Source organism: Vibrio sp. OPT20 (assembly GCF_963889365.1).
In the GTDB taxonomy this organism is placed as follows: domain Bacteria; phylum Pseudomonadota; class Gammaproteobacteria; order Enterobacterales; family Vibrionaceae; genus Vibrio; species Vibrio splendidus.
Genome location: NZ_CAWPOA010000078.1, coordinates 82354 through 104515 on the forward strand (window position 1 = coordinate 82354; position 22162 = coordinate 104515).

At 44.5% G+C, this 22162-nt stretch carries 19 protein-coding genes; 9 read left to right on the plus strand and 10 right to left on the minus strand.

What is annotated here, in order from left to right; translation table 11 throughout:
* Positions 1-130: 130 nt before the first annotated feature.
* A complete protein-coding gene (locus AACR09_RS17530; protein WP_193835452.1) occupies positions 131-2665 on the minus strand; it encodes a glycosyl hydrolase family 18 protein in 2535 nt (844 codons plus the stop codon).
* Positions 2666-3103: 438 nt separating this feature from the next.
* Positions 3104-3568: a DUF2850 domain-containing protein gene (locus AACR09_RS17535; RefSeq protein ID WP_017092427.1), complete on the minus strand. Its 465-nt coding sequence runs from the start codon at positions 3566-3568 to the stop codon at positions 3104-3106.
* Between the two features lie 307 nt (positions 3569-3875).
* On the opposite strand from AACR09_RS17535, the gene ppnP reads away from it, so the two are divergent.
* Positions 3876-4157 carry a pyrimidine/purine nucleoside phosphorylase gene (ppnP, locus tag AACR09_RS17540; RefSeq protein WP_017089998.1) on the plus strand — a complete coding sequence of 94 codons (282 nt, stop codon included), beginning with the start codon at positions 3876-3878 and terminating at the stop codon, positions 4155-4157.
* A 230-nt stretch (positions 4158-4387) separates the two neighbouring features.
* Here the strand turns inward: ppnP and AACR09_RS17545 are convergent, their stop codons facing one another.
* The gene (locus AACR09_RS17545) at positions 4388-5260 is read right to left on the minus strand and encodes a pirin family protein (RefSeq protein ID WP_017085025.1); all 873 of its coding nucleotides are present in this window, start codon (positions 5258-5260) and stop codon (positions 4388-4390) included.
* A 177-nt stretch (positions 5261-5437) separates the two neighbouring features.
* Here AACR09_RS17545 and AACR09_RS17550 point away from each other — a divergent pair, with 177 nt between their 5' ends.
* Positions 5438-5719, plus strand: a complete 282-nt coding sequence (locus AACR09_RS17550; RefSeq protein WP_029221923.1) for a hypothetical protein — start codon at positions 5438-5440, stop codon at positions 5717-5719.
* 28 nt (positions 5720-5747) lie between these two features.
* Here the strand turns inward: AACR09_RS17550 and AACR09_RS17555 are convergent, their stop codons facing one another.
* The gene (locus AACR09_RS17555; protein ID WP_050546407.1) at positions 5748-6938 is read right to left on the minus strand and encodes a GGDEF domain-containing protein; all 1191 of its coding nucleotides are present in this window, start codon (positions 6936-6938) and stop codon (positions 5748-5750) included.
* 352 nt (positions 6939-7290) lie between these two features.
* Between AACR09_RS17555 and AACR09_RS17560 the strand changes: the two genes are divergently transcribed.
* The 7 genes from AACR09_RS17560 (at position 7291) to AACR09_RS17590 (ending at position 17617) form a co-directional block, all read left to right on the plus strand.
* Positions 7291-7629 carry a DUF1840 domain-containing protein gene (locus AACR09_RS17560; protein WP_102557155.1) on the plus strand — a complete coding sequence of 113 codons (339 nt, stop codon included), beginning with the start codon at positions 7291-7293 and terminating at the stop codon, positions 7627-7629.
* 402 nt (positions 7630-8031) lie between these two features.
* Complete coding sequence (uhpT, locus tag AACR09_RS17565) at positions 8032-9426, plus strand: hexose-6-phosphate:phosphate antiporter (RefSeq protein ID WP_065111768.1); 1395 nt, start codon at positions 8032-8034, stop codon at positions 9424-9426.
* 147 nt (positions 9427-9573) lie between these two features.
* A complete protein-coding gene (uhpA, locus tag AACR09_RS17570) occupies positions 9574-10182 on the plus strand; it encodes a transcriptional regulator UhpA (RefSeq protein ID WP_004732761.1) in 609 nt (202 codons plus the stop codon).
* On the plus strand, positions 10182-11678 hold the full coding sequence (uhpB, locus tag AACR09_RS17575; RefSeq protein WP_193835453.1) for a signal transduction histidine-protein kinase/phosphatase UhpB: 1497 nt from the start codon (positions 10182-10184) through the stop codon (positions 11676-11678). The genes uhpA and uhpB overlap by 1 nt, the downstream gene beginning before the upstream one ends.
* A gap of 8 nt (positions 11679-11686) precedes the next feature.
* Entirely contained in the window at positions 11687-13027 is a 1341-nt protein-coding gene (locus AACR09_RS17580) for an MFS transporter (protein WP_065681013.1), read from the plus strand.
* Positions 13028-13293: 266 nt separating this feature from the next.
* Entirely contained in the window at positions 13294-14499 is a 1206-nt protein-coding gene (gene manA / locus AACR09_RS17585; RefSeq protein WP_193835454.1) for a mannose-6-phosphate isomerase, class I, read from the plus strand.
* A gap of 202 nt (positions 14500-14701) precedes the next feature.
* Positions 14702-17617: an alkaline phosphatase family protein gene (locus AACR09_RS17590; protein ID WP_193835455.1), complete on the plus strand. Its 2916-nt coding sequence runs from the start codon at positions 14702-14704 to the stop codon at positions 17615-17617.
* 44 nt (positions 17618-17661) lie between these two features.
* Here AACR09_RS17590 and AACR09_RS17595 read toward each other — a convergent pair whose 3' ends face one another.
* From AACR09_RS17595 to AACR09_RS17620, 6 genes are all read right to left on the minus strand, one after another.
* A complete protein-coding gene (locus AACR09_RS17595) occupies positions 17662-18186 on the minus strand; it encodes a GNAT family N-acetyltransferase (RefSeq protein WP_193835456.1) in 525 nt (174 codons plus the stop codon).
* A gap of 96 nt (positions 18187-18282) precedes the next feature.
* Positions 18283-18540, minus strand: a complete 258-nt coding sequence (locus AACR09_RS17600; RefSeq protein WP_010432560.1) for a YdcH family protein — start codon at positions 18538-18540, stop codon at positions 18283-18285.
* 201 nt (positions 18541-18741) lie between these two features.
* Entirely contained in the window at positions 18742-19731 is a 990-nt protein-coding gene (gene trhO / locus AACR09_RS17605; protein ID WP_017082996.1) for an oxygen-dependent tRNA uridine(34) hydroxylase TrhO, read from the minus strand.
* Positions 19732-19998: 267 nt separating this feature from the next.
* Positions 19999-20430 carry a GNAT family N-acetyltransferase gene (locus AACR09_RS17610; protein ID WP_193835457.1) on the minus strand — a complete coding sequence of 144 codons (432 nt, stop codon included), beginning with the start codon at positions 20428-20430 and terminating at the stop codon, positions 19999-20001.
* Between the two features lie 73 nt (positions 20431-20503).
* Positions 20504-20839 (minus strand): 5-carboxymethyl-2-hydroxymuconate isomerase, encoded by a 336-nt coding sequence (locus AACR09_RS17615; RefSeq protein ID WP_102447851.1) that lies wholly within the window; start codon positions 20837-20839, stop codon positions 20504-20506.
* Between the two features lie 154 nt (positions 20840-20993).
* On the minus strand, positions 20994-22142 hold the full coding sequence (locus AACR09_RS17620; protein ID WP_017081297.1) for an aminotransferase-like domain-containing protein: 1149 nt from the start codon (positions 22140-22142) through the stop codon (positions 20994-20996).
* Positions 22143-22162: the final 20 nt, after the last annotated feature.

A 22162-nucleotide genomic window follows, 5' to 3' on the forward strand; every position in this document is an offset into this window, starting at 1 on the left:
CAGTAAAAAGATCGTAAGCTCAAAGCTCAGAAAACATAAATAAAAAGGCCAACCAGACAGTATCTGGTTGGCCTTTGTTTTAGGGATTTAGTTGATGCTTAGTCAGTATCTAACTAAGCACTATTTTTAGTTAGCAGCTTGCAGGACCGATCTCTTTCCACACGCCCCACTGGCCTGTCGTTGTTGGATCTTCACCTGTTGTCCACCATTTCGCTTCCCAAACCTTACCGCCTTGAGTTACTTGGTCGCCGCCAGTGTAGACCGCACTTGAATCCCAAGCGTTAGTACACGTACCGCCGCCTGTGGTTTTCTTAAGAACGTTCACTGATGCAGCAGCGACTGATGTATCTGTACCATCACTCACTGTTACTGAGAAGTTCAGTACCGTGTCTTGCGTGTATTCCGCCGCGACAAAGCTCACTGAAGAACCTTGAACCGTTGCATCAATACCAGCAGGTACATCCCATGTGAAGGTTAATGTGTCTTGGTCAGCATCGCTCGAAGCCGAAGCATCAACCACGACTACGTCACCCGCATTCACTTCAGCCGGAGCCGTAACCACAGCAACTGGTGCTGTATTGACTGGGCCTGTGTCTTTAGGAGTTACCGTTACAACAACGGTGTCAGTTGCAGTAGCACCTTCATTATCAGTTACCGTTAGGCTGAACGTTAGTACTTCTTGTTGAGCGACTTCAACCACATCGAAGCTTGCAACTGTTGCATTCGAGTTGGCCAGCGTTACTGCCGTACCGCTTACTTGTGACCAAGCGTAGCTCGCAATCGTGCCGTCGCTGTCTTTTGAAGCGCTACCGTCTAGAGAAACAGAAGCTGGGCCTTCAACCGATTGGTCTGCGCCCGCTGCTGCGGTTGGTTTACGGTTTACAGGATCTGTTGTTCCGCCCGCTAGGCCTTCATGCATTGCGTTGAGGATGTCGCCGTTATCTGCATCAATTTCCCAAGAGAATAGACCCGCAAGGCCAAGGCTACGAACGTACGCGCCTTTTGCTTTCACTGAACGGTCATCATCAAATGTGATTAGCTTGCCCGAAGTACGGTTCCAAACGTAAGGCGCTTCTGCCATTTCGTCGTAACCATATTCAAAGCCGTTGATGCCTTGGTTGTTTGCACCAAGCATGTTCGCTTTAATGCCTTTGTAGTCAATAACGCCATCTTCCCATACGCCTTGCGCTGAGCTGCCGGTTAGTTTGCCATTACCTACACCCGTCATTGGGTCTGTAGGATCGGTGAGTGATGAAGGTAATACGCCTTCCCAACCACGACCGTACATCGCTGTACCAACCACAAGTTTGTTCGCAGGAACGCCTTGCTCAAGCAGCAACTGGATGCCGTTGTCAGTGGTGTAAGCTGGGCCAGTGTATTGTTCGCCATTTTCATCAAGCCCTGTGCCATCACATTGACCAGGGCGCATGAAGTTACCGCAGTTGAGTGCTGTTTGGTGACCTAACACGTTGTTCCAACCGCCGTAGAAGTCGTAAGTCATTGCGAAGATGTAATCCATGTATTGGATAGCATCGCCGTAGTTCACGTCTTCAATCTTGTCGTGACCAACACCAATCGCAGAAGTTAGCTCGTAAGTGCGACCATTTTCCGCTTCTAGCTCATCTAACATAACGCGCAGCTCTGCCATCAATGCAATGTAAGCAGGGCCGTCATTTACAGGGTCACCAAGATCGGGAGCAGCACCGCCTCCACCTGGGAATTCCCAGTCAATATCGACACCATCGTAGAATTTCCATGTATTTAGGAACTTCTTAACCGATGCAATGAAGGTGTCGCGGTTGGCTTTTGTAGTGAAATCGAAGAACGGGTCAGACAGTGTCCAACCACCAATTGATGGGATGATTTTCAAGTCTGGATTGCGCTGTTTTAGCGCCATCATCATTGCGTAGTTACCCTTGATAGGTGAGCTGTATTCGTGACCAGCTTGCGGGAAACTCTTTTGGAAAGCTGCCCAAGGGTCATGAATCACCACTTCGTAATCGTTTACACCCTGACAGGCTGTCATGAGTGCGTTGTAGCTGTTGCCGCCTACCGATTTTACTGATTCATTAGGACCACAAATTGGGATGAAGCCATAAAGGATATGGGTCAAGTTGTCAGCGGGTAGGTTATCAACCGTGTAATCACGACCATAAATACCCCACTCAACAAAGTAAGTGCCTACTACCGTGTTTGGGTCGGTGTTGTATGACTTATTGTTCGGATCAACATTCATTGCAAGTGGCGCTAAGTGTGAACCATCGGTATCTGCAATCGTGATCTGAGCGGGAGCACTCTTGGCGCAGCCTGTTTCGTCACACGCCTCGATTTCCATCTGAAATAAGCCGCCTTGGCCGTATTCGAATGAAGCTGTAGTTTGGCTACCAGTAATAGGGCCAGTGGCAACTTTAACGCCATCGAAGTAGATGTTGTACGTGTTTCCTGACGTTCCGCTCCATTGGTTGAACTTGACGTCGACCTTTGCTTTGTCGTGATATTTAACCATCTGGTTGTAGCCTGATGTGGTTTCCATCGCGAGTTCAATTTTAGAAAACTGCAGGTTGTTGGAACCGTACATGTCGATGCTAGGTGCTGTTGGAGCAGCTAATGCTGTACCAGATAGCGCTAGAGCAATGCTTGCCGCACAGGTATTTATACGAATCATACTATTTCTCTCATTCCTTGAAGGTTACGAGAACCAAATGGCCCCATAAACGGCTCCAGTCAGTTTTGAAGGAGCTTCCCAGTCAGTATTCGAGAGAGTTTTAATTTTATAACTGAAAATAAATCCGTTTTCGATGGACAACTAAAAAATAGTATTTCGTTACAATTCTGTTGCTTAATGAGTGAGAGGCTGAGTCCATGTTTTATAAAATAAAACACCCTTCAGAAGTAAAATCTCATAAGTGAAAATCCACGACATGAAGTTATGCAAAGATGCGACAAACGATAAGAAAATATCGCAAGTTGAAGCAGTATCACAAAGCGAAGTGTGCTGGGTGAGCGGTGCAGATCGGTAGGTAAATATGAAAGTAGTGATGCGGAGAATACTTTTTACGGAGAAGACTATTATTTAGACGACTGAAGAAGACTGAGAAGGGGATTATCTTTTGAATTGCTCGGCTAAGGAAGCGCGTCTTTGTTGCATAACACTGTGGGTATCACCAGCTGCAGTATCCTCGTAGCCTTCTTTAATAAATTGCTGAGATGGTACGCTTGGCTCTAGTCGCTTCAAGCGAGGAGAATCGTAAGTACCACTGATGGTGTAAACGGTGGTTCCAGAGCCTGTGCTAATCGTGACAATCTTGCCATCAAAATCAAACGAGGTAGCAATGAGGCGATGATTCATCATCACACCATTATCTGAAAGTGTCAGGGTATCAGTATTGTAAGGTGGTGCTGCAATCTCTATCCATGTGCCATAGACATTGCTTGGGCTGACAGATTGTTGGTGGGCTTGGTAAGCAAAATAGCCCGCGGTGAGGGCAATCATAAAACCAGCTAATAGGAAGCTGTAGAGTAACGAGTTGGCAAATAAATCTCTGCTTTTGACCGACTTTTTTGCCATTATTTCTTCATTTTCCCACTGATATTATTTTAGATTCTATTAACTAAAACCTTAGTTTGCAAAAATTGTTATAAGAGTTAGAAGCAGGATCGAATGTTCCAATAAATTTGGTTGCGTTGGCGATTTTTTGCCTGATTCCTTGGTATTTACGTTATCAATGAAAGCGAATTCAAGAAATGCCTAAGCTATGCGTATTTATTTCTTGTAGGACAGTCTCGAATTGGTTAAAACAATTATCACCTAGATTTACGCATAGGCTCATTCGTTGAGTCCAATAATTGCAATTTTGAGATAACAAGGAAGTACAATGATTAAAGAAAACACATACTTTGAAGGTGGCGTTAAGTCGTTAGCGTTTAACCAAGCAGGCGCTGATGTGAGTGTTGGTGTGATGGCAGCTGGCGAATACACATTCGGTACTGCGGCTCCAGAAAAGATGACCGTTGTTAAAGGTGCTTTAATTGTAAAGCGTGTTGGTGATGATGACTGGACGACATACCAATCTGGTGAGTCCTTTGACGTTGCGGGTGATTCTTCATTCGACCTACAGGTAAAAGAAGCGACAGCTTACCTGTGTGAATATCTGTAACTCGCTCTAAATTCGTTTAATTAGGGCACCGTTGGTCTCTGATTTAATAGAAAAAAACCACGCTCTAGGAGCGTGGTTAAATAAGTGATAGTAACCGGCAGTGGATAGTGTCACTTGTTTTTGCAGTCATCAAATGGATGACCAAATCGTTGTTCGTTGCAAAATCTCTTCAATCTTCAATCTTCAATTCTCGATTCAAAATTCAAAGCTCAAAAACAGACATTGGTAAATCAGTAAGTCTCAAATACGCCGTTGTTGTAATCCTGAATCGTTTGTTCAATCTCTTCCATTGAATTCATGACGAACGGACCATAGTGCACAACAGGTTCATTAATCGGTTCACCAGAAAAAACCAGTACACCTGAATCTTCTAAGCTGTCTAAAGAAAGCCAGTCAGCTTTGGTGAGCAGGGCAAGCTGACCTTGCTTGATCACTTTGTCGCCGATCTTAATGCTGCCTCGGTACACATAAGTCATGGCATTGTGATTAACATTAGTCCCTAACGTCACTTTTTGCCCAGAATGAGAGCGCCAATCCGCAACGCTTAATGGCACACCTGTCTTTTGCAATGGACCTTGCGCTCGTAAAGCCTCTGAATCATCGTCAGTTTGGTTATGCAGTTCAAACCCACCGGCTATCACTCTCAATAAACCACGTTGTTCGCTTTGGTGTTCTGTAATGCTTTCACTCTGGAAGTCGTGATATTGCGCGGGCAGCATTTTGTGTGACGCAGGTTGATTTATCCAAACCTGAAAGCCATGCAGTGCGCCTTCTTCCATCATTGGCATTTCGCTGTGAATAACACCACGACCTGCGGCCATCCACTGCGCGCCACCGCTGCGTAGCTCTCCAACATTCCCCATGTGGTCTTTGTGTTGGAAGTGACCTTGGAGCATGTAAGTGAGCGTTTCTATCCCACGGTGAGGGTGTGGAGGAAAGCCTCCAACATAGTCTTTGCTTTCATCCGACTTAAGTTCATCAATCATCAAAAATGGAGAGAAACGCGTGTTATTGAAGCCAGCGAGTCTTTGGATTTTGACGCCATCACCATCGGAGGTGGCATGTGCTGCAATCACATGATCTACTGTTCTTACACTCGTCATTTTGAAATCCTCATAAACTTGAATAGCTGTAGTTTATGTAATTCGATTTAAAAAGAAGATGGCATAGCGTTGAGTGACTTATTCGAAAATTTTGAACAGGTAACAATAATTTTGAACAGGTAACAATATGAAATTATGTCTATACTCAATATAGAGTAGACCGCCAAGGAGGCCGCTATGGCAGTACAGCAAAAACATGGCGAAAGGCAAGGTCGGATGGGCTTTGATAACGATTTTACAACGGAGCAAGGGCAGCGTTTTACCGAGGTTGCGAACAGCGCGGTTAAACGTCGCGTAAAAAAACGTGCGATTGAAGCACCGTTTATTCAGTCGGCTAAGCAAGCTGCTTTTAAAACGGTAGTGAGACCTAGAGGCAATAACCCAAACCGAACACGACAAGTCGTATGGATGATTGTGATCGGGTTAGTGAGCCTATGGCTTATGTATATGGCAGGTTAGTGCGTTTAGCAGTCAGCGATATTAATGGTTAACGTTGACGCGTTTTTAACAGCGTAACATTGTTCCCTTCGACTTTTGCTTCAAGACAATCTTCAAGCTCAGATGAATCCGATTCTGAGAAGGTTAGGTTCGTCGGTAGTTCTTCGATCAATGTCGATACTGGATTGTCGTGATAATAAGCGTATCGGTTTTTTCCTGAATGCTTGGCAACATACATCGCTTTATCTGCACATCTCGTCAGTTCATGTAGCTCTTGAGCATCTTGCGGATACAAAGACACCCCAACACTGAGCGTCAATTCCTTGATTCTCTCGTTTGTCTGGCAACCACTTTCGAATAACCCACAAATCCTATCTAAAATACCGTCTAGATCTTTACGAGTAGGTACATCATAGAGCATCAAAACAAACTCGTCGCCAGCAAAGCGCGCAATTGAATAGTCGTATTCATGGCTTTTTCTGTCTCTGGTTCGAATGTTGTTACTCAAGCGATTGGCAAAGTGCTGTAAGACACTGTCTCCTACGTCGTGCCCGTAGCTGTCGTTAATGCCTTTAAAGTCGTCAATATCTAAAAAGACCAATGCCGTAAGTGATCGCTCACTATCCACTGTCGCAAGCTTTTCCACCGCCCAGCGCTCAAAGCTCCAACGGTTTGCCAATCCGGTAAGTTGGTCTCTGTAGGCGAGATCTTCAATGCCTTCTTTATAAAGACGTTGGATATAACTGACGGCTTTTGTGTAGTAATAAGCGGATGTGTGACACACCAAGCTCATGGTAAACAGGCTAAGAATAAATCGGTGTGTGCTGTTAAATGGCAAAGAAAAGTTGTTGGGCATCGCCGTAATTAAGGTGCTGATAAACAGGCAAAATGAGGTGCTGAAGATAATGCCAATTCTGAAATCGTTAATGAAAATGACGGCTGCCAGAATCGGATAGAGCCAAAGTATCCGGTCGGGAATCGCGTGACTGTACAAGAATAGGATAACCCCTTGTACTAGAAGAACGCCACTCAGAATCAATTCGGAATATTCAGGGTTAATGACTTTTCTTACGTAAAATGCATTGGAGATAGCGATCAGTGCAAAACACAATTCGAAAACCGACAGTGTGTAATGTTGGCCTTGGAAGTAAGCCCAAGTGTAGAAAATGAATAACGCAGCGGCAGTCAGTGAAAAGGAGTGGACAATTTTTTGCTTGCGGGTGGATCGTATGTCCGCCATTTCTTCTAGGTGTCTGCCGACCAGCCTTTTCATGTGATTTGTGCCAAAGATTTTGATAATGGAGTTAATAGTAGATTAAATAATAAGCTACGCAGAGGTTTAGATGGCTATTTAGTGTGATTGTTATCAAGGTTTTATATTAAAAAGTAATCAACCAATAATAAATAGTGATGTGTATCACTGACGGCGCAAGCTTGTCCGAGCGTGAGGATAATCAAGGTTCGATTTGGCAAAAGCGATTTAGTTATTATGTACTTGCTTTCCAATGATTTACTCAACATAGTTTGTATATAGCTAAATGCTTGTAGATAGCTAAATGTTTATAGATACCTAAATTTGATAGAGGCTCATTATGTTAATTACTTTTAGTTGCAAGGCTCATGCTAGTGTCACGATGTTTGGTGAAGTCGGTCTTCAGTTCATTAAGATGCTTGGACATAGTGGCGCGATCCCAGGAGCCATTGATGCTCCAGACGTTCCTCAAGCTCTGGATAATTTACGTACTGCGATCGCCGCAGAGCAGAGCAAACCGGTAGAGCAAGAAAATGCGGATGACGACAATGAAGAAGAGGTTGTTGAAGCGCCTGTTAATATCGGTAGCCGAGCTTTTCCGCTAGTCGAACTATTGAAAGCAGCTATCAAAGATGAATGCGAAGTGATGTGGGAAGACGGCAGCGGTAAACGACTGTAGTTCGATTCGCGCAAAGCGTAACAAGCCTATCGAATCTATTTCAATAGGAATGAATGTTGAGCCAGTATCGGGCATACCATGGAGTTTGATGGTGATGAATCGACACTGGCGCTTTTTTTAGGCGAAGTGTTTCACTTGTGTCTGTTCGTTTACAAAGTTCATCAGCCTTGAAATGAGTAACTTTTGTTATCGTAATATCAATACATAACAGACCGTAAACAAAGTGATGCTGTTCACGCTTTCTTGACTCCCAATTCTGAACTAGGAATTTTTCCTAGTTATTCTAAGACCCTCTCTCATGCGGTCGATTTTTAGACTCCTTATTATTTCACGGTCAACTAACAAAGAATGCATGGTCGCAATTATGCCGTGCAGACCTCATAAATAATAAGAGAGTTCACAATGTTAAAGTTCCTAGATCAGGTTCGAAAACCGACACTGGATCTTCCGGTCGAAACCAGAAGAAAAATGTGGTTTAAACCCTTCCTACAATCTTACCTAGTCGTGTTCATTGGTTATCTAACCATGTATTTGATCCGTAAGAACTTCAATGTCGCGCAAAACGACATGATTTCTACTTATGGGTTATCAATGACGGATCTAGGTCTTATCGGTCTTGGTTTCTCAATTACTTATGGTATTGGTAAAACCGTCGTTTCCTATTACGCCGATGGTAAAAATACCAAACAGTTCCTGCCATTCATGCTTGTCCTTTCTGGTATTGCCATGTTGGGCTTCAGCTTCAGTATGGGTGGCGGCAGTGCTAGCTTATTCATGATGGTTGCCTTCTACGCATTGAGTGGTTTTTTCCAAAGTACGGGTGGCCCTTCAAGTTACTCAACCATCACTAAATGGACGCCTCGCAATAAGCGTGGTTCATATTTAGGTCTTTGGAATATGTCGCACAACGTGGGTGGTGCGGGTGCTGCTGGTGTTGCTCTGTTTGGCGCAAACTACCTATTTGATGGCAACGTAATTGGTATGTTTGTTTTCCCATCTATCATCGCGATTGTGGTCGGCTTTATTGGCATGCGTTTTGGTAATGATTCTCCAGAAGCATACGGTCTAGGTACGGTTGAAGAGTTGTTTGATGAAGAAATTAGCGAAGAAGATACCGCTGCTGAAGAAAATCAAATGACCAAGAAAGAGATCTTTGTTGAATACATTCTAAAAAACAAAGTGATCTGGTTGCTCTGCTTCGCGAATATCTTTTTATACATTGTTCGTATCGGTATCGATCAATGGTCTACCGTTTACGCGTATCAAGAGCTAGGCCTATCAAAAGAAACGGCTATTTCAGGCTTTACTCTGTTTGAAGTCGGTGCTCTGGTTGGCACATTGATGTGGGGTTATTTATCAGACCTTGCGAACGGACGTCGTGCTTTAGTTGCTTGTGTATCGCTTGGATTGATTATTGTCTCTCTAGAGTTCTACCAAAATGCAACGAGTGAGTTCATGTACCTAGCGTCACTATTCGTACTGGGCTTCCTAGTGTTCGGTCCTCAACTGTTGATTGGTGTTGCTGCGGTAGGTTTTGTACCTAAGAAAGCAATCAGTGTTGCTGACGGCGTGAAAGGCACATTTGCTTACCTAATTGGTGACAGCTTTGCCAAACTTGGCCTAGGTATGATTGCGGATGGAACGCCAATTTTTGGCTTAACGGGTTGGAAAGGGACATTCGCAGCACTCGATACGTCAGCTGCCATTTGTATCGTGTTATTACTATTCGTTGCGGTTGCGGAAGAGAAGAAAATTCGTCACGCGAAGAAGATGCACCTAGCTGCTCAAAACGCGTAATTATTATCACGTGCTTTATTTGATTAAAGCACGTGAGATCATACCAATCGCTAGTTCGATTCAGTATCATCTCTATCAATAAACTTAATATTAAATAGCTCCTGTCGGGGCTATTTTTCTTTCTTACTCTTAATTCTGGTTAATATCATGATTAATGTTGCGCTTGTTGATGACCACGTCATTGTTCGTTCGGGCTTTGCTCAATTACTCAGTCTTGAAACTGATATTACGGTCGTGGGTGAATTTAACTCTGCGGCAGAAGCGCGCCTCGGATTGCCAAGTTGTCACCCTGATGTCGTTATCTTGGATATTTCAATGCAGGATGAAAGTGGCTTGAGCTTATTGGAAGAAATTCCATCAGGCATTGCCAGTATCATGCTGAGCGTACATGACTCTCCGGCAATGGTTGAGAAGTCATTAGAGTTAGGAGCTAAAGGCTACCTCAGTAAGCGCTGTAGCCCAGATGAGTTAATCCAAGCCGTACATACGAGCGCAAATGGTGGCTGTTATCTCACGCCCGATATCGCTATAAAGCTTGCGACACCAATGAAGAATAAAGCCTCTTTAAACCAACTCACCCGCCGAGAAAGCGAAGTGTGTCAGTTATTGGCAACAGGGCTCGATGTGAAATCTATCGCCGTTGAGCTAGGGGTTAGTCATAAAACGGTGCATGTACACCGTGCCAATGCGATGGACAAACTCAATGTTAAGAACAACGTTGAGTTAGCTAAATTGTTCACTCAAGATCAGTACTAATGCGCTCCTATCTAGCCACTTCACTATGTGGGGTTTTTATGGCTGGCTGTGCATGGTTTTGTTTATGGGTTATTGCCTTCTATTTTATTAATGACCCTGAGTTAGCCATTCTGCTTTTCCCATTCTCACTTCGATTGGGAATGACGCTGCACACTCGTACTCACTATTGGCCTGCTATCTATATTGCAGAGTGGGGACTTGCGATCGCGTTAGCGTTATTGCTTGATGAACCCCAATGGCTGACCATACTAGTCGCCAGTGGATTAAGTATTCCTGCCACTCTATTTGCCAAGCGTTATTACTATGGTGATCAAAATCGTCACTTGTTAGTGATGGCGAGCTTAATCATGGTTACCGCATTAATTAACGTTGCCGTGGTGGGTTCTCATGTTCCAGCCGTTTACATGGTGTGGTTAGCGAGTATCACGGGTGGATTGATGCTGGTGCCTATGTGTTATCTGGTATGGAATTACCTATTCCAAAATAAGTGGGCGCCACTGAGCTCTTACTTAATCCATAATGTTGTAGAGTTCAAAATCCGTCACATCGCTTTATACAGTGTGTTGCTGGTGGCCAGTATTTTGATACAAACCAGTTTGCCTGATGAACTAAGGCGCTTCGCCCCATTTTGTATGGCGATCCCTATTATCTTGCTGGCCGTACGTTACGGGTGGCAAGGCGCTTTACTGGCGACTCTGTTAAACAGTGTTGCGCTGATTGCTGCTCATAGCGGAACGTCTAAACTCGAAATTACCGACTTACTCTTGTCTCTATCGGCTCAAACTATTACCGGTATATTGCTTGGCCTTGCGGTTCAAAAGCAAAAAGACCTCAATTCGAAATTGCGCAGTGAGCTCTCCAGAAATCAAAATCTTTCACGTCAGCTAATCACGGCTGAAGAATCGGTTCGTCGTGACATTGCTCGTGAGCTACACGATGAAATCGGTCAGAACATCACGGCGATTCGCACTCAAGCAAACATTATTAAGCGTGTTGATGCCGCTGAAATGAGTATTCGTTGTGCGGGCACGATTGAGTCGTTGTCTTTGAATGTTTATGACACCACCAAACGTCTACTTACAAAACTAAGACCTAAGATGTTGGACGATCTTGACCTAAAAGATTCCGTGGAACAGCTTATTCGAGAGATGGAGTTTTCGGATCATGGCGTTGATATCCAGTTAAATTGGCAAGGTGATTACTCGTGTTTGAGTGACACGCTCAAGGTCACTATCTTCAGGCTGTGCCAAGAATCTCTAAACAATGCCTCTAAATACGCCAACGCGAGCGAAATCAGAATTGAACTGATTTTAGATGATCAGGCTTATCTTCGGATCTCAGACAATGGCGTTGGTTTTACAGCGCAAGACCTTCTCAAAGGAATGGGGGTTCGTGGTATGCAAGAGCGTGTTCAGGCGCTCGGTGGCAAGATGACAATCAACGCTAATGGCTCATCTTCGGGTACCAATATCAGCGTTACATTACCTAAAGTGTGAGAACGAATATGTTTGGATTTCTGCGCTCGACAACGTCAAAGAGTGATGCTCTAACTGATGATGAGATCAATCAGAGTTATCGCTACTGGCGCCTCCACATCATGATAGGAATGTATGTCGGCTATGCCGGTTTTTACTTCACTCGTAAAACCTTTAATTATGCCGCGCCAGCCATGATCACCGACCTTGGCTTGGACAAAGGCGATATCGGCTTAATTGGCACGCTCTTTTATCTTTCTTATGGCTTATCTAAGTTTATCTCAGGCACGATATCGGATCGGTCGAACCCGCGTTACTTCATGGGGCTCGGCCTAATCGCGACAGGTTTGATCAATATCGCGTTTGGTTTTTCTAGTTCGTTGGCTGCTTTTATCTCGCTTTGGGTGCTTAATGCATGGTTCCAAGGTTGGGGCTGGCCATCGTGTTCTAAGTTATTGACGACTTGGTATTCTCGCTCCGAAAGAGGCTTTCGCTGGGCTATATGGAATACAGCACACAACGTTGGTGGGGCGCTAATTCCTATTCTCGTGGGTTATCTAACGCTGCAATTCAGTTGGCGAGCTGGGTTTATCTGGCCAGGTGTGATTGGTGTATTTATCGGTCTTATCGTTTGCTGGCGCTTACGTGACAAGCCCACCACCATGGGACTCCCGACGGTAGGGAAGTGGCGCAGTGACCATCTAGAGTTGGCGCAAGAGAACCATGGACAAGGGTTAAGCTATCGAGAAATATTGAAAACCTATGTGTTCAGCAATAAGTACATTTGGTTGCTCGCCTTTAGCTATGTGCTGGTTTACATCGTAAGAACGGCGGTCAACGACTGGGGTAACTTATACCTAACCGAAGAACACAATTACAGTTTGATAAACGCCAACGCTGCCTTGTCTCTGTTTGAGATTGGCGGTTTCGTTGGTTCACTTGTTGCTGGGTGGGGCTCGGATAGGCTGTTTGGTGGCAACCGCGGTCCAATGAACATCTTGTTTGCCATCGGCATATTTCTTTCAGTTTCAGCATTGTGGTTAATGCCTTTAACCAACTTTGTGTTTCAAGCGGCTGGGCTGTTTTGTGTCGGCTTTTTTGTTTTTGGTCCTCAAATGCTTATTGGCATGGCGGCGGCAGAATGCTCGCACAAAGACTCTGCTGGGGCGGCGACAGGTTTTGTTGGCTTGTTTGCTTACATGGGTGCAGCACTTTCTGGTTACCCATTAGCGCTCGTTCTAGAAACTTATGGCTGGAGTGGATTCTTCATTACCATCTCGACTTGTGCGGCCGTTATTGGCTTGCTGCTACTGCCTTTCCTACAAGCTCAATCACCTCAGAAAAGCGCAGAGGCTCGCTCTGGTTTTTAAGGGGCTTCTTCGTTAATAAGATAGCTGCTAATGGTCCTCTGGTTATTGTGCAGCTATCCTATCTTCAGCGTTTTTTATACGTAGCATTCGAATGTGACTCTTTTCACGCTTTTCACCGTTCTCACCCGTTTCTAAGAATTTTTCCTATTGCGTCTAAGACCTCATCTCATGTGGGTTCTAGCTGCTCTCTGTAGTCTTTCTAATTATTTACGTTATTAGAATCAGCTCTCTGAATTGTGTTCAAAGGGCTCACTACGGAAAACGCCATGTCACTCAGCCACTTCTCAGAACACTCATTTTTCCCAATGGAAAACACCATCCAAAATTATGCATGGGGGAGTATTTCTTCGATACGTGAACTGTTTGGCTTTAAGAATGAGTCACAAGAGCCGCAAGCGGAAGTTTGGATGGGAGCGCATCCAAAAGGTTGCTCAATGGTCAAGCTGGACCAACATTTGGTGCCTCTATCTGAATTGATTAACAAGAATAAACCCGCTTATCTATCAAGCGATATTGCGCAGGAGTTCGGTGAGCTACCGTTCTTGTTTAAGATCTTGGCTGCAGAAAAAGCGTTGTCTGTTCAGGTTCACCCAAACAAGCGTCAAGCTGAAATTGGCTTTGCTAGAGAAGAGCAAGCAAGCATTCCTCTGACCGCAGGGCATCGTAATTACAAAGACTCGAACCACAAACCTGAATTGGTTTACGCGATCACTGAATACCAAGCGATGAATGGCTTTCGAGAGTTCGATGAAATATTAGGTCTGTTCAGAAAGTTGGATTCGAGCGAGCTGGCTAATTTGGTTGAAGAGTTTGGCAACCACCTTGATTCTCTAGGCTTAGAAGCATTTTTTCGAGATCTGCTAACGTTGAATGACCAACGTAAACACCGAGCATTAGAGCAACTTCTGACTTACGCAGCATCTCATCAAGACCAAGCTGAGTTTGCTTTGGTTACTGAGCTTAGCCAGCAATACCCGAACGATATCGGTCTGTTTTGTGTTCTTCTGCTTAACTTGATCACACTGAAGCCAGGTGAAGCTATGTATTTGAATGCGAACACTCCGCATGCTTACATTAAGGGAACCGGGCTTGAGATTATGGCAAATTCAGACAACGTGCTACGAGCCGGTTTAACGCCAAAACACATTGATGTCGCTGAGTTAGTCGCCTGTACAAAATTCACGCCAATTCCGTTCGAACGCTTGTTGTTAGCGCCCTCAAAACTGGGTCAATGTGATAGTTATGATATTCCTGTCAGTGATTTTGATTTCAATATCTTTCATCGCCCTCATCAAGAAGAAGTCATCACAAGCGGTGCTGAAATTTTAATGGCGATAGACGATGATTTAACGTTAATGAGTCAGAAAGGTGAGCATTTAACCCTTACTAAAGGGCAATCGGTATTTATCCCAGCCTATATTGGCCATTACGAATTGAGCAGTAACGGCCGAGTGGCCAGAGCGTTTAATTAGGGGAATAGCTGTCGTCTAACATTAGAAAGCTTTCGGGCTTTGGGTATGCGGTAAAGTCGTAGAGATATTAGTAAGAATGAACATTTCATAACAATAAGAGCTCTTCGAATCAGAAAACAAACGTTTTCATAGGTTGACTAATAAATGCAAACTGAAACAATAAGTCGCATTTATAGAAGTGTGTTGATCTAAAGGAAATTTGATGAGCTCTTATTCTCACGTTCGCAGTTACGCCAGTTTATTCAGTGTCTTATCGTTGGCGGTTACGTCAGCTCCGAGTGCCGCTGATATATCAACAACGCCCGTCATTGGTGGCGTTTTTAGCTCCAGTGAAGTGTTGAAAAATGAGGTGCTTTCAAGCCTAAGTTATTCTGCCAAACTCACTCGTGATGCAGCTCTTTTCACGATTGGTGGCGTTACATTAGATGCGTATATTCTCGCTCTCCCTTTAGATGTCAAAACAAAAGCCAGAGTCGTTGCTCAGTTATCTAACCCGACGTACTCAATTCCTCTGGGTTATTTTCTCTATAGTTATTACGACCGCTATTCAGGCTTGGGCAGTGAAGATGTGTTCAAATCTTACTTGTCGACGGTTTATGATAAGCAGGCGCTAAAGGGCTTTGAACATAGCCTCTATCATGTTGGAGATAAGCCAGCCTCAGATCATCACGAGCCAGATACCTCGACTGAAGCAACGGGACATCATGAAGGTATTCGTATCGATGAACAGTTCATTGCCAACATGGTGGTTATCTACGATGCGTTATTCGAAATTGGTGTTTGGCAGGATATGGACACGCTCCCTGCGAATTACACATACTTAACCAATAGCCCTGAAGATCTAGCGATCATCGCTCAGATTCAACCGATCATTGTTGATTTGATCGGTAAAGCGGCATTGGGAATGGATGACGGCGACATGAAGTCTGCAATGTTGGCGATTGCAGAAGATGGTAAACCAGAAAACGCTGATAAGCCGAATAACAAAGCACAAGCTCTTACCATCACGCTTATTGATTTTGTGCGCTTAAACTTGCTGAAAGCCTACCGACAGTTTGTGTTTAAAGAAGAACGTGCAGAAGCGCTCGATGATTGGATGCAACAAGCGTTCAGTGACCAGCCTGATGCGCTAATACAATTCTTAGAATCCCAACAGCACAAACGTTTTGCGGTCCAAGTGACCGTCGACGGTTTACAGCAGGGTTTGATCGAAGGCTTGGTCGATGAAGATTCACCTTTCATTTCTGTTGCTTACCAAAATCATAAAAACCGAGCGCAATACAAACCTAAGCTAGAAACGGTGATTGAGCCTGAGCATCAACAGCAGGTGAGGTTCATGGAGGTTCTGTCTGAACAAACCTACCGTGATCCGAATTATCTTCCGTTCTTCAAAAAACTCTATCAAGAGAATCGAAATAATATAAGCCGAGTGGGTATCTCTTCTACTCCGACGATAAGCGTACGTAATCTACCGATCATTAAAACGGGCGCGAAAGTATCGGGGCAAGGTGGTACGGGTATCCCTAATTTCCACTTTGTTGACCGAGAGATCGACCGAGCGTATTACTTCTTTGGTAATGATGCCCTGCAGTTAGATGTGTTGATGGCAGACAACAAGGTACAAACCATGTTTGATCGCCTTGATTACCTGAAAACGCTGAACTGCAACGCTCAATATGATTGGAATGCTCATACCACTTACGACGGGCTAGTAAACCTAGGTTTGGGTGAGTCACTGCGTGATTATGGTGAGAAACGTTGCGTTAAAGAGCTTCAAGAACGTTCAGAAGTCGAAGTGGTTTTGCAAGAAAAGCGTCAAGCCTTGATTGAAGATATTGAAGCGTATCAGTCAATATCTGGCTTTGATATTTTCACTAAGTTTTCAAAGAGAGCTCAGGTTAAACAGTCGATCACTCAGTTTGCCGAGTTAGATGGAAAAGGGATGCCAGACTACACCTTGGTGTATAACCCATGGCCGGATCACTTCGCACACTTTACCGGTCCTTTTAGTGACGAAATTCTGATGCCGACTGGAGAGCTTAACCGACTGGACTATTGGATTCGCCAGATTGAAGCAACTTACCGTAGTGCGGGCGTTTACGATAAAACGCTATGGGGCATGGCTGGGGATCATGGTTTAACGCCAGTGTTCTACGCGCTCAATCCCGAAAAGCAGGTATTTGAAGGTTTGCAAGCAGAGCTAGAGTATCCAATTGTGGTTAAGAAGATATCTTCAGACGAGGGGGAAGGGCCTAAAATCACCAATGCTCTAAGCTACCCAAGCTCGAAGGAATTGGATGTGGTGGTCGCCTCTACTGCTGGTGGTAACTTCATGATGGACTTCTTTAATTCGGCTCAAGGGTGGCAGGTTCAGCCGGTTTACCAAGAACTCACGCAGTGGTCTCCGATTGTAGCGCCAGCTGGTCAGAACATAGACATCATCAATCAGATAGCGCAACGCTTGCCTGAGAGTCTTGATTATATGGTCGTAAGAGAAAGCACATGTGATCAACAACGTTGCGCTGTTCGTGTGATTGGCAACCGTGATTTAAAACGGGTCGATGAATTGATCACACGTGAAGGTGACAAGCTTTTCTATGAGTCATTGGAAGACAATCGAGCGCCGATTTTGCTCAATACGCAAAGGTTAAATCCATACCTAGCATCACCAAGCGAAGCTGATTTTTCACAATATTCTCAATTGGTCGACAAGTGTATTAACCGAGCGGTTAAAGCGGATGTGACAACGTGGTGTAGCAGTGCTGAGTGGACTTCATTGACGCAGCCAACACTTCGACCAGATTCAGTGAATCAACTGGCTAATATCTACCTTGAAGATAGGGCTGGCACGGTTAACTTGTTCCCTAAAGCGGGAATTGGCTACAACACCAAGGTGCCGGGTCGTCATGCTGGTGAGGATTACTTAGAGAAAGATGCTTTCATCGGATTCTGGGGAGCGCCAATTGGCGATAACTCTCAGCAATTGAAAATTGAAGCTAACGGATCTTTAGCGCCAACGCTGTTTGAGTATTTGACCGGAGAACCTGTGGTCGAAGGCGAGAACGGTTGGGGTTTTCCGTCGTTGATTGAGAAATTAGATATTTCAAGCGCGCGCTAACGTAAACGCTCTCTATCTACTCGCTATCTGTATTTTCTCTATGGTTAGCGAGGCTGAGAGTTAGCTAGGTTGAGAGCCAATCCCACAAAATCATCATCTCCTTCATCAACAACTCGGTAGCCAAGTGACTGATAAAAGCTAATGGCGCGAGTGTTACTTCTAAAGCTTGATAGAGTGACTTGGCTTCGTTGCTCTTCCATGGCTCTCTTATGTATGAGAGTCATGACTTGCTTGCCAAGTGAGCGGCCTTGGTTTTGAGGGAAAATGATCAGCAGATGAATATGGTATGCGTTGTCATAAGGCTTAAAACACACAAGTCCAATCCTCTCTTCTCCTCGGTATACCCAATGAAACCAAGAGGGATGGTAATCGTTTAAAAGTCGTTGACGTTGGAAGTCGTCATCCCAACCGAAAACGTCATCTACGTGTATGAATATACCTTGTTTCACACACGCAAATAGTTCTTCGAATTCATGATTTGAAACGAGCTGGAATTGTATATTCTCTTCTTGTCTTGCCACAGTGTCCGCTTCCTTATCAAACGCCTTTGAATAAGCAAACAGTAACATAATTGAAGAAGCCGAATTAGCTTAGATTTGCGATGTGATGAAACCAAAAAGCCATGCGTAGTGCATGGCTTAAAATAGAGTTTTGGATTGATTTTTCTATACGATCTTAAGTGCGTGGTGGCGCGTGAGCTGTTTGTGTAGCGAGTCTTTTAGCGCCATGCGTTCAACTTTGAGGTTGTGCATGCTGTCGTCATCGATAGGGCTGCCAGAGATTTCTAGCTGACGGATGTCGTAGTCGAGTTGGTGGTATTTCTGCATGTCTGCTTTGAATTTTTCGTCGTCGTGGTTGAGCTGAACAATGTCTAATTTAAGATCTGGGAAATCTAAGATAAAGGCATGGTTTTCATTGAGCATTGGCACTTCCTCTCTAGTCGGATTATTAACAGTATAGAAGCAATTTATCGAAAGAAATGTGGTTCAAAACACAAAGCCGTAAAGCGATCAAAAAAGGGCTCAAACTCGAGGAATCATCTTCGAACTTGCGCCCTTTTGTATGTATATAGCTAACTATTTATCGTTACATGTTTAGAACTATGTGTGTTGAAAGCAGAAAGCTTACTTCGCTTTCTTACCAGAGCGTTGCTGCTCTTTGTGTGCTAGCTTTTCTTTCTTACGTTGATCGATAAGGTGAGCGGCTTCGCCACCTACGTGGGTTTCGCCACGAGCATTCGACAGTTGAACTTGCTTTTCACGTTCGCGGAAACGGGCTTTCTGCTCGTCGCTGTGCTTATCAATACACTTAGGGCAGCTTACGCCTTTCTCGAAGTGCTCAGAGGCTTTGTCTTCGTCAGTGATTGGCAGGCGACAAGCGTTACACACGTCGTAGCCGCTCTTCTCTAGCTGGTGGTTTACTGCAACACGACCATCAAATACGTAGCAGTCGCCTTCCCACATGCTCTCTTCTTCTGGTACTTCTTCTAGGTACTTAAGAATGCCGCCTTCAAGGTGGTAAACCTCATCAAAGCCTTGCTCTTTCATGTAGGCCGTTGATTTTTCACAACGAATACCGCCAGTACAGAACATCGCGACTTTTTTGTGTTTCTTAGGATCGAGATTTTCTTCAACGTATTGAGGGAATTCACGGAAGGTTTCTGTGTTTGGGTTTACAGCATTTTTGAATGTACCGATGTCCACTTCGTAGTCGTTACGAGTATCAACCAGAATCACATCAGGATCAGAAATCAAAGCGTTCCATTCGTTTGGTTTCACGTAAGTGCCGACAACGTGGCGTGGGTCGATACCCTCAACGCCCATGGTTACGATCTCTTTCTTAAGCTTAACTTTGGTGCGGTTGAATGGTTGTTCTTCGTTGAACGACTCTTTGTAAACAACATCAGCCAAACGAGAATCTTGTTTGAACCATTTAAGAAGAGCGTCGATAGATTCGCGCTTACCTGCAACGGTGCCGTTGATGCCTTCGCTCGCAAGTAGCAAAGTACCGCGGATTTGGTTGGCTTCTAACACGTCAGTGAGTGGCTGGCGAATTTCTTGGTAATCATCAAGTGCTACAAATTTATACAGAGCACATACAACATATTGAGACATGGTTTTTCCTTTCTGCGAGCTGGAACGTAAATCCAGAGCGTTGCCTTTTATGATACATACTGAGTTTGATTTACTCAGGTTTGCCCATATTGGCTTATTAAAATCCGCCGCAGTATAACCAAGCCAAGGAAGGACAAAAACCAACCAAAAGTAGGGCTATTTAGCATTATTACCAGTGTGGTTTTAGGTGTGTGGAGGTGGTAGCTATTTGATAAGCAGTTTTAGCTCAGATAAGTAGTGATATCTTGTTGTTGATTGAATATTTGGCTACGAACTTATGTTGTATCTCATTTCAATGAGCTGGTGTTCCCCGACGATTTCTACTTCACGAATGAACTCAAAGCCAAACTTTTCATAGTAATTCTTTAGGTATTGATGGGCGTGGATTTCAATTACTTTAGCACCATGTTCAGAGGCATGTTTTAGAAGTGCCGTGACAATTTCAGATGCGATACCAAATCCTCGATAAGGCTGTAGAACAGCAACTCGCGCCATAGTTGAGTGTCCTGATTCATCAATGTGCAAGCGTGCAGTCGCGACTAAATTATCTTCATCGGTGATGAGTGCATGATGTGAGACAGGATCGAGCCCATCAAGATCCAATATCTGCGGTATGCCTTGTTCAACAACGAAGACTTGATGACGAATGGATTGTGCTTTCATTATCAATTCAGGGTTGTTACCAATCACCACTTCCATTTATTGCTCCATGTTGTCTAACTAATGCTTTGAAAATACTCTATTTGAGGGGCTGTTCGTTTGTGACTTGCCTTTAAACTAAGGCTTTTGAATAGCTACTTGCCTCTATATCAATGATCTCTACGGTCAGCGAAGCATTGGATAGTGGAAGAGTCAGTAATTGATCCAAAATGGACCTGGAGAGCATCGTTTTAATGCTCTCGTTACGCCCAGACAAAATACGCACAGAGACATGCACGAAGTCTTCTTTTACTTCACCAGTTTGGTAATGCTGGTAGGCAAGGCTGCGTACTTTGATGTCTTCTCCTGTTGGTGAGAACAACTGAGATTCCATCGCGCCGAGAAACACTTTCTGATTGAGTTGCTGACCATCAACAGTGGATGAGTGTTCGATAATACAATGAGGCAAAGTGATGTCCTTTCTGTGTTTTATAGCGACCTAAAATTAAGGCCAATGTGACTCTCTTGTTGAGAATGACATTGGCCCTTAATGCTGATTCGTTGCGGCTTTCTCGGCAACAAGCCGATCAGGCAATCACCAAAGCGGTCAGTATCGTCAGCGATTACGCTTGGTTCAGTACTTCCGCTAAGCGTTTCACCGCTTCCGTCAATTCTTCTGGGTTGGCGTTGGTGAAGTTTAAGCGCAGTGCAGCTTTAGCTTCATCGGCCTTTGGATAGAATACAGGGCTTGGTACTACCGCGACGCCATTCGATAGCAAAGTCTTAGCTAATTCGAAGGTATCGCACTCTGGGATCTCAACCCAAATGAACATCCCGCCATCGACGGCTTTTAACACACAATCTGCAGGCAGTTGTTTTTCTAGTTCTGAGAACAGCACCTCATAACGAGACTTGTATAGCGTGCGAATGTTTTCCATATGCACGCCAAAGTCTTCATGTTTTAGAAGACCAACAAGCAGCGCTTGCATGGGTACACTTGAGTGTAAGTCAGCGCCTTGTTTCACTTTGATCAGTGGCTCAAGGTAGCTGCGTTTGCCTGTTACCGCGCCAATACGTAGGCCTGGCGATGCAATCTTAGAGAATGAACGAAGAACGATAGAGTTATCAGGGCAGAACGAAGAAACCAATGGCAGTTCCGTACCAGTGAAACGTAGCTCACGGTATGGAGCATCTTCAATGAAGGCTACGTTGTATTTGATACACAGCTCAGCCACTTTTTGACGAGTTTCTGTTGCCCAGCACACACCGGTTGGGTTGTGGAAATCAGGCACGGCATAGAACATTTTTGGCGCTTGCTCGGCAAAGCATGTTTCCAGTTCATCTAGGTTCGGGCCAAATTCAGTTTGAGACACGGTAGCGATGTTTGCTTGAACTAGGCCAAACACCTGCATCGCACCTAAGTAGCTTGGCGCTTCCATCACAACCACATCACCCGGGTCAACATACGCACGAGCAATCAAATCCAAACCTTGCTGAGAACCTGTACAGATCATGGCCGTGTGAGATTCTGGCAATTGGTAGCTTTGTGTTAGGTGATCAAGCAACGGGCCATAACCGGCGGTCGAACCGTATTGGAAAACTTCAGGCATGTTCGCTAGGTTTTCTAGCGTAGGCTTCATTAAATCGATAGGGAATGTTTTCGCATCGGGTAAACCACCGGCCAACGAAATAACATTTGGATCGCTTGCGGCTGCGAGGATCTCTCGAATGTATGAAGATTGAATCTGTTGTAATGACTGTGCGATTTCCATGTGTTGTGTCTCGTCGTTTA

Excerpts from the sequence above, each read along its gene's own strand:
- AACR09_RS17530 (WP_193835452.1), bottom strand. The coding sequence starts at position 2,665 with ATGATTCGTATAAATACCTGTGCGGCAAGCATTGCTCTAGCGCTATCT.
- AACR09_RS17535 (WP_017092427.1), bottom strand. The coding sequence starts at position 3,568 with ATGGCAAAAAAGTCGGTCAAAAGCAGAGATTTATTTGCCAACTCGTTA.
- ppnP (WP_017089998.1), top strand. The coding sequence starts at position 3,876 with ATGATTAAAGAAAACACATACTTTGAAGGTGGCGTTAAGTCGTTAGCG.
- AACR09_RS17545 (WP_017085025.1), bottom strand. The coding sequence starts at position 5,260 with ATGACGAGTGTAAGAACAGTAGATCATGTGATTGCAGCACATGCCACC.
- AACR09_RS17550 (WP_029221923.1), top strand. The coding sequence starts at position 5,438 with ATGGCAGTACAGCAAAAACATGGCGAAAGGCAAGGTCGGATGGGCTTT.
- AACR09_RS17555 (WP_050546407.1), bottom strand. The coding sequence starts at position 6,938 with ATGGCGGACATACGATCCACCCGCAAGCAAAAAATTGTCCACTCCTTT.
- AACR09_RS17560 (WP_102557155.1), top strand. The coding sequence starts at position 7,291 with ATGTTAATTACTTTTAGTTGCAAGGCTCATGCTAGTGTCACGATGTTT.
- uhpT (WP_065111768.1), top strand. The coding sequence starts at position 8,032 with ATGTTAAAGTTCCTAGATCAGGTTCGAAAACCGACACTGGATCTTCCG.
- uhpA (WP_004732761.1), top strand. The coding sequence starts at position 9,574 with ATGATTAATGTTGCGCTTGTTGATGACCACGTCATTGTTCGTTCGGGC.
- uhpB (WP_193835453.1), top strand. The coding sequence starts at position 10,182 with ATGCGCTCCTATCTAGCCACTTCACTATGTGGGGTTTTTATGGCTGGC.
- AACR09_RS17580 (WP_065681013.1), top strand. The coding sequence starts at position 11,687 with ATGTTTGGATTTCTGCGCTCGACAACGTCAAAGAGTGATGCTCTAACT.
- manA (WP_193835454.1), top strand. The coding sequence starts at position 13,294 with ATGTCACTCAGCCACTTCTCAGAACACTCATTTTTCCCAATGGAAAAC.
- AACR09_RS17590 (WP_193835455.1), top strand. The coding sequence starts at position 14,702 with ATGAGCTCTTATTCTCACGTTCGCAGTTACGCCAGTTTATTCAGTGTC.
- AACR09_RS17595 (WP_193835456.1), bottom strand. The coding sequence starts at position 18,186 with ATGTTACTGTTTGCTTATTCAAAGGCGTTTGATAAGGAAGCGGACACT.
- AACR09_RS17600 (WP_010432560.1), bottom strand. The coding sequence starts at position 18,540 with ATGCTCAATGAAAACCATGCCTTTATCTTAGATTTCCCAGATCTTAAA.
- trhO (WP_017082996.1), bottom strand. The coding sequence starts at position 19,731 with ATGTCTCAATATGTTGTATGTGCTCTGTATAAATTTGTAGCACTTGAT.
- AACR09_RS17610 (WP_193835457.1), bottom strand. The coding sequence starts at position 20,430 with ATGGAAGTGGTGATTGGTAACAACCCTGAATTGATAATGAAAGCACAA.
- AACR09_RS17620 (WP_017081297.1), bottom strand. The coding sequence starts at position 22,142 with ATGGAAATCGCACAGTCATTACAACAGATTCAATCTTCATACATTCGA.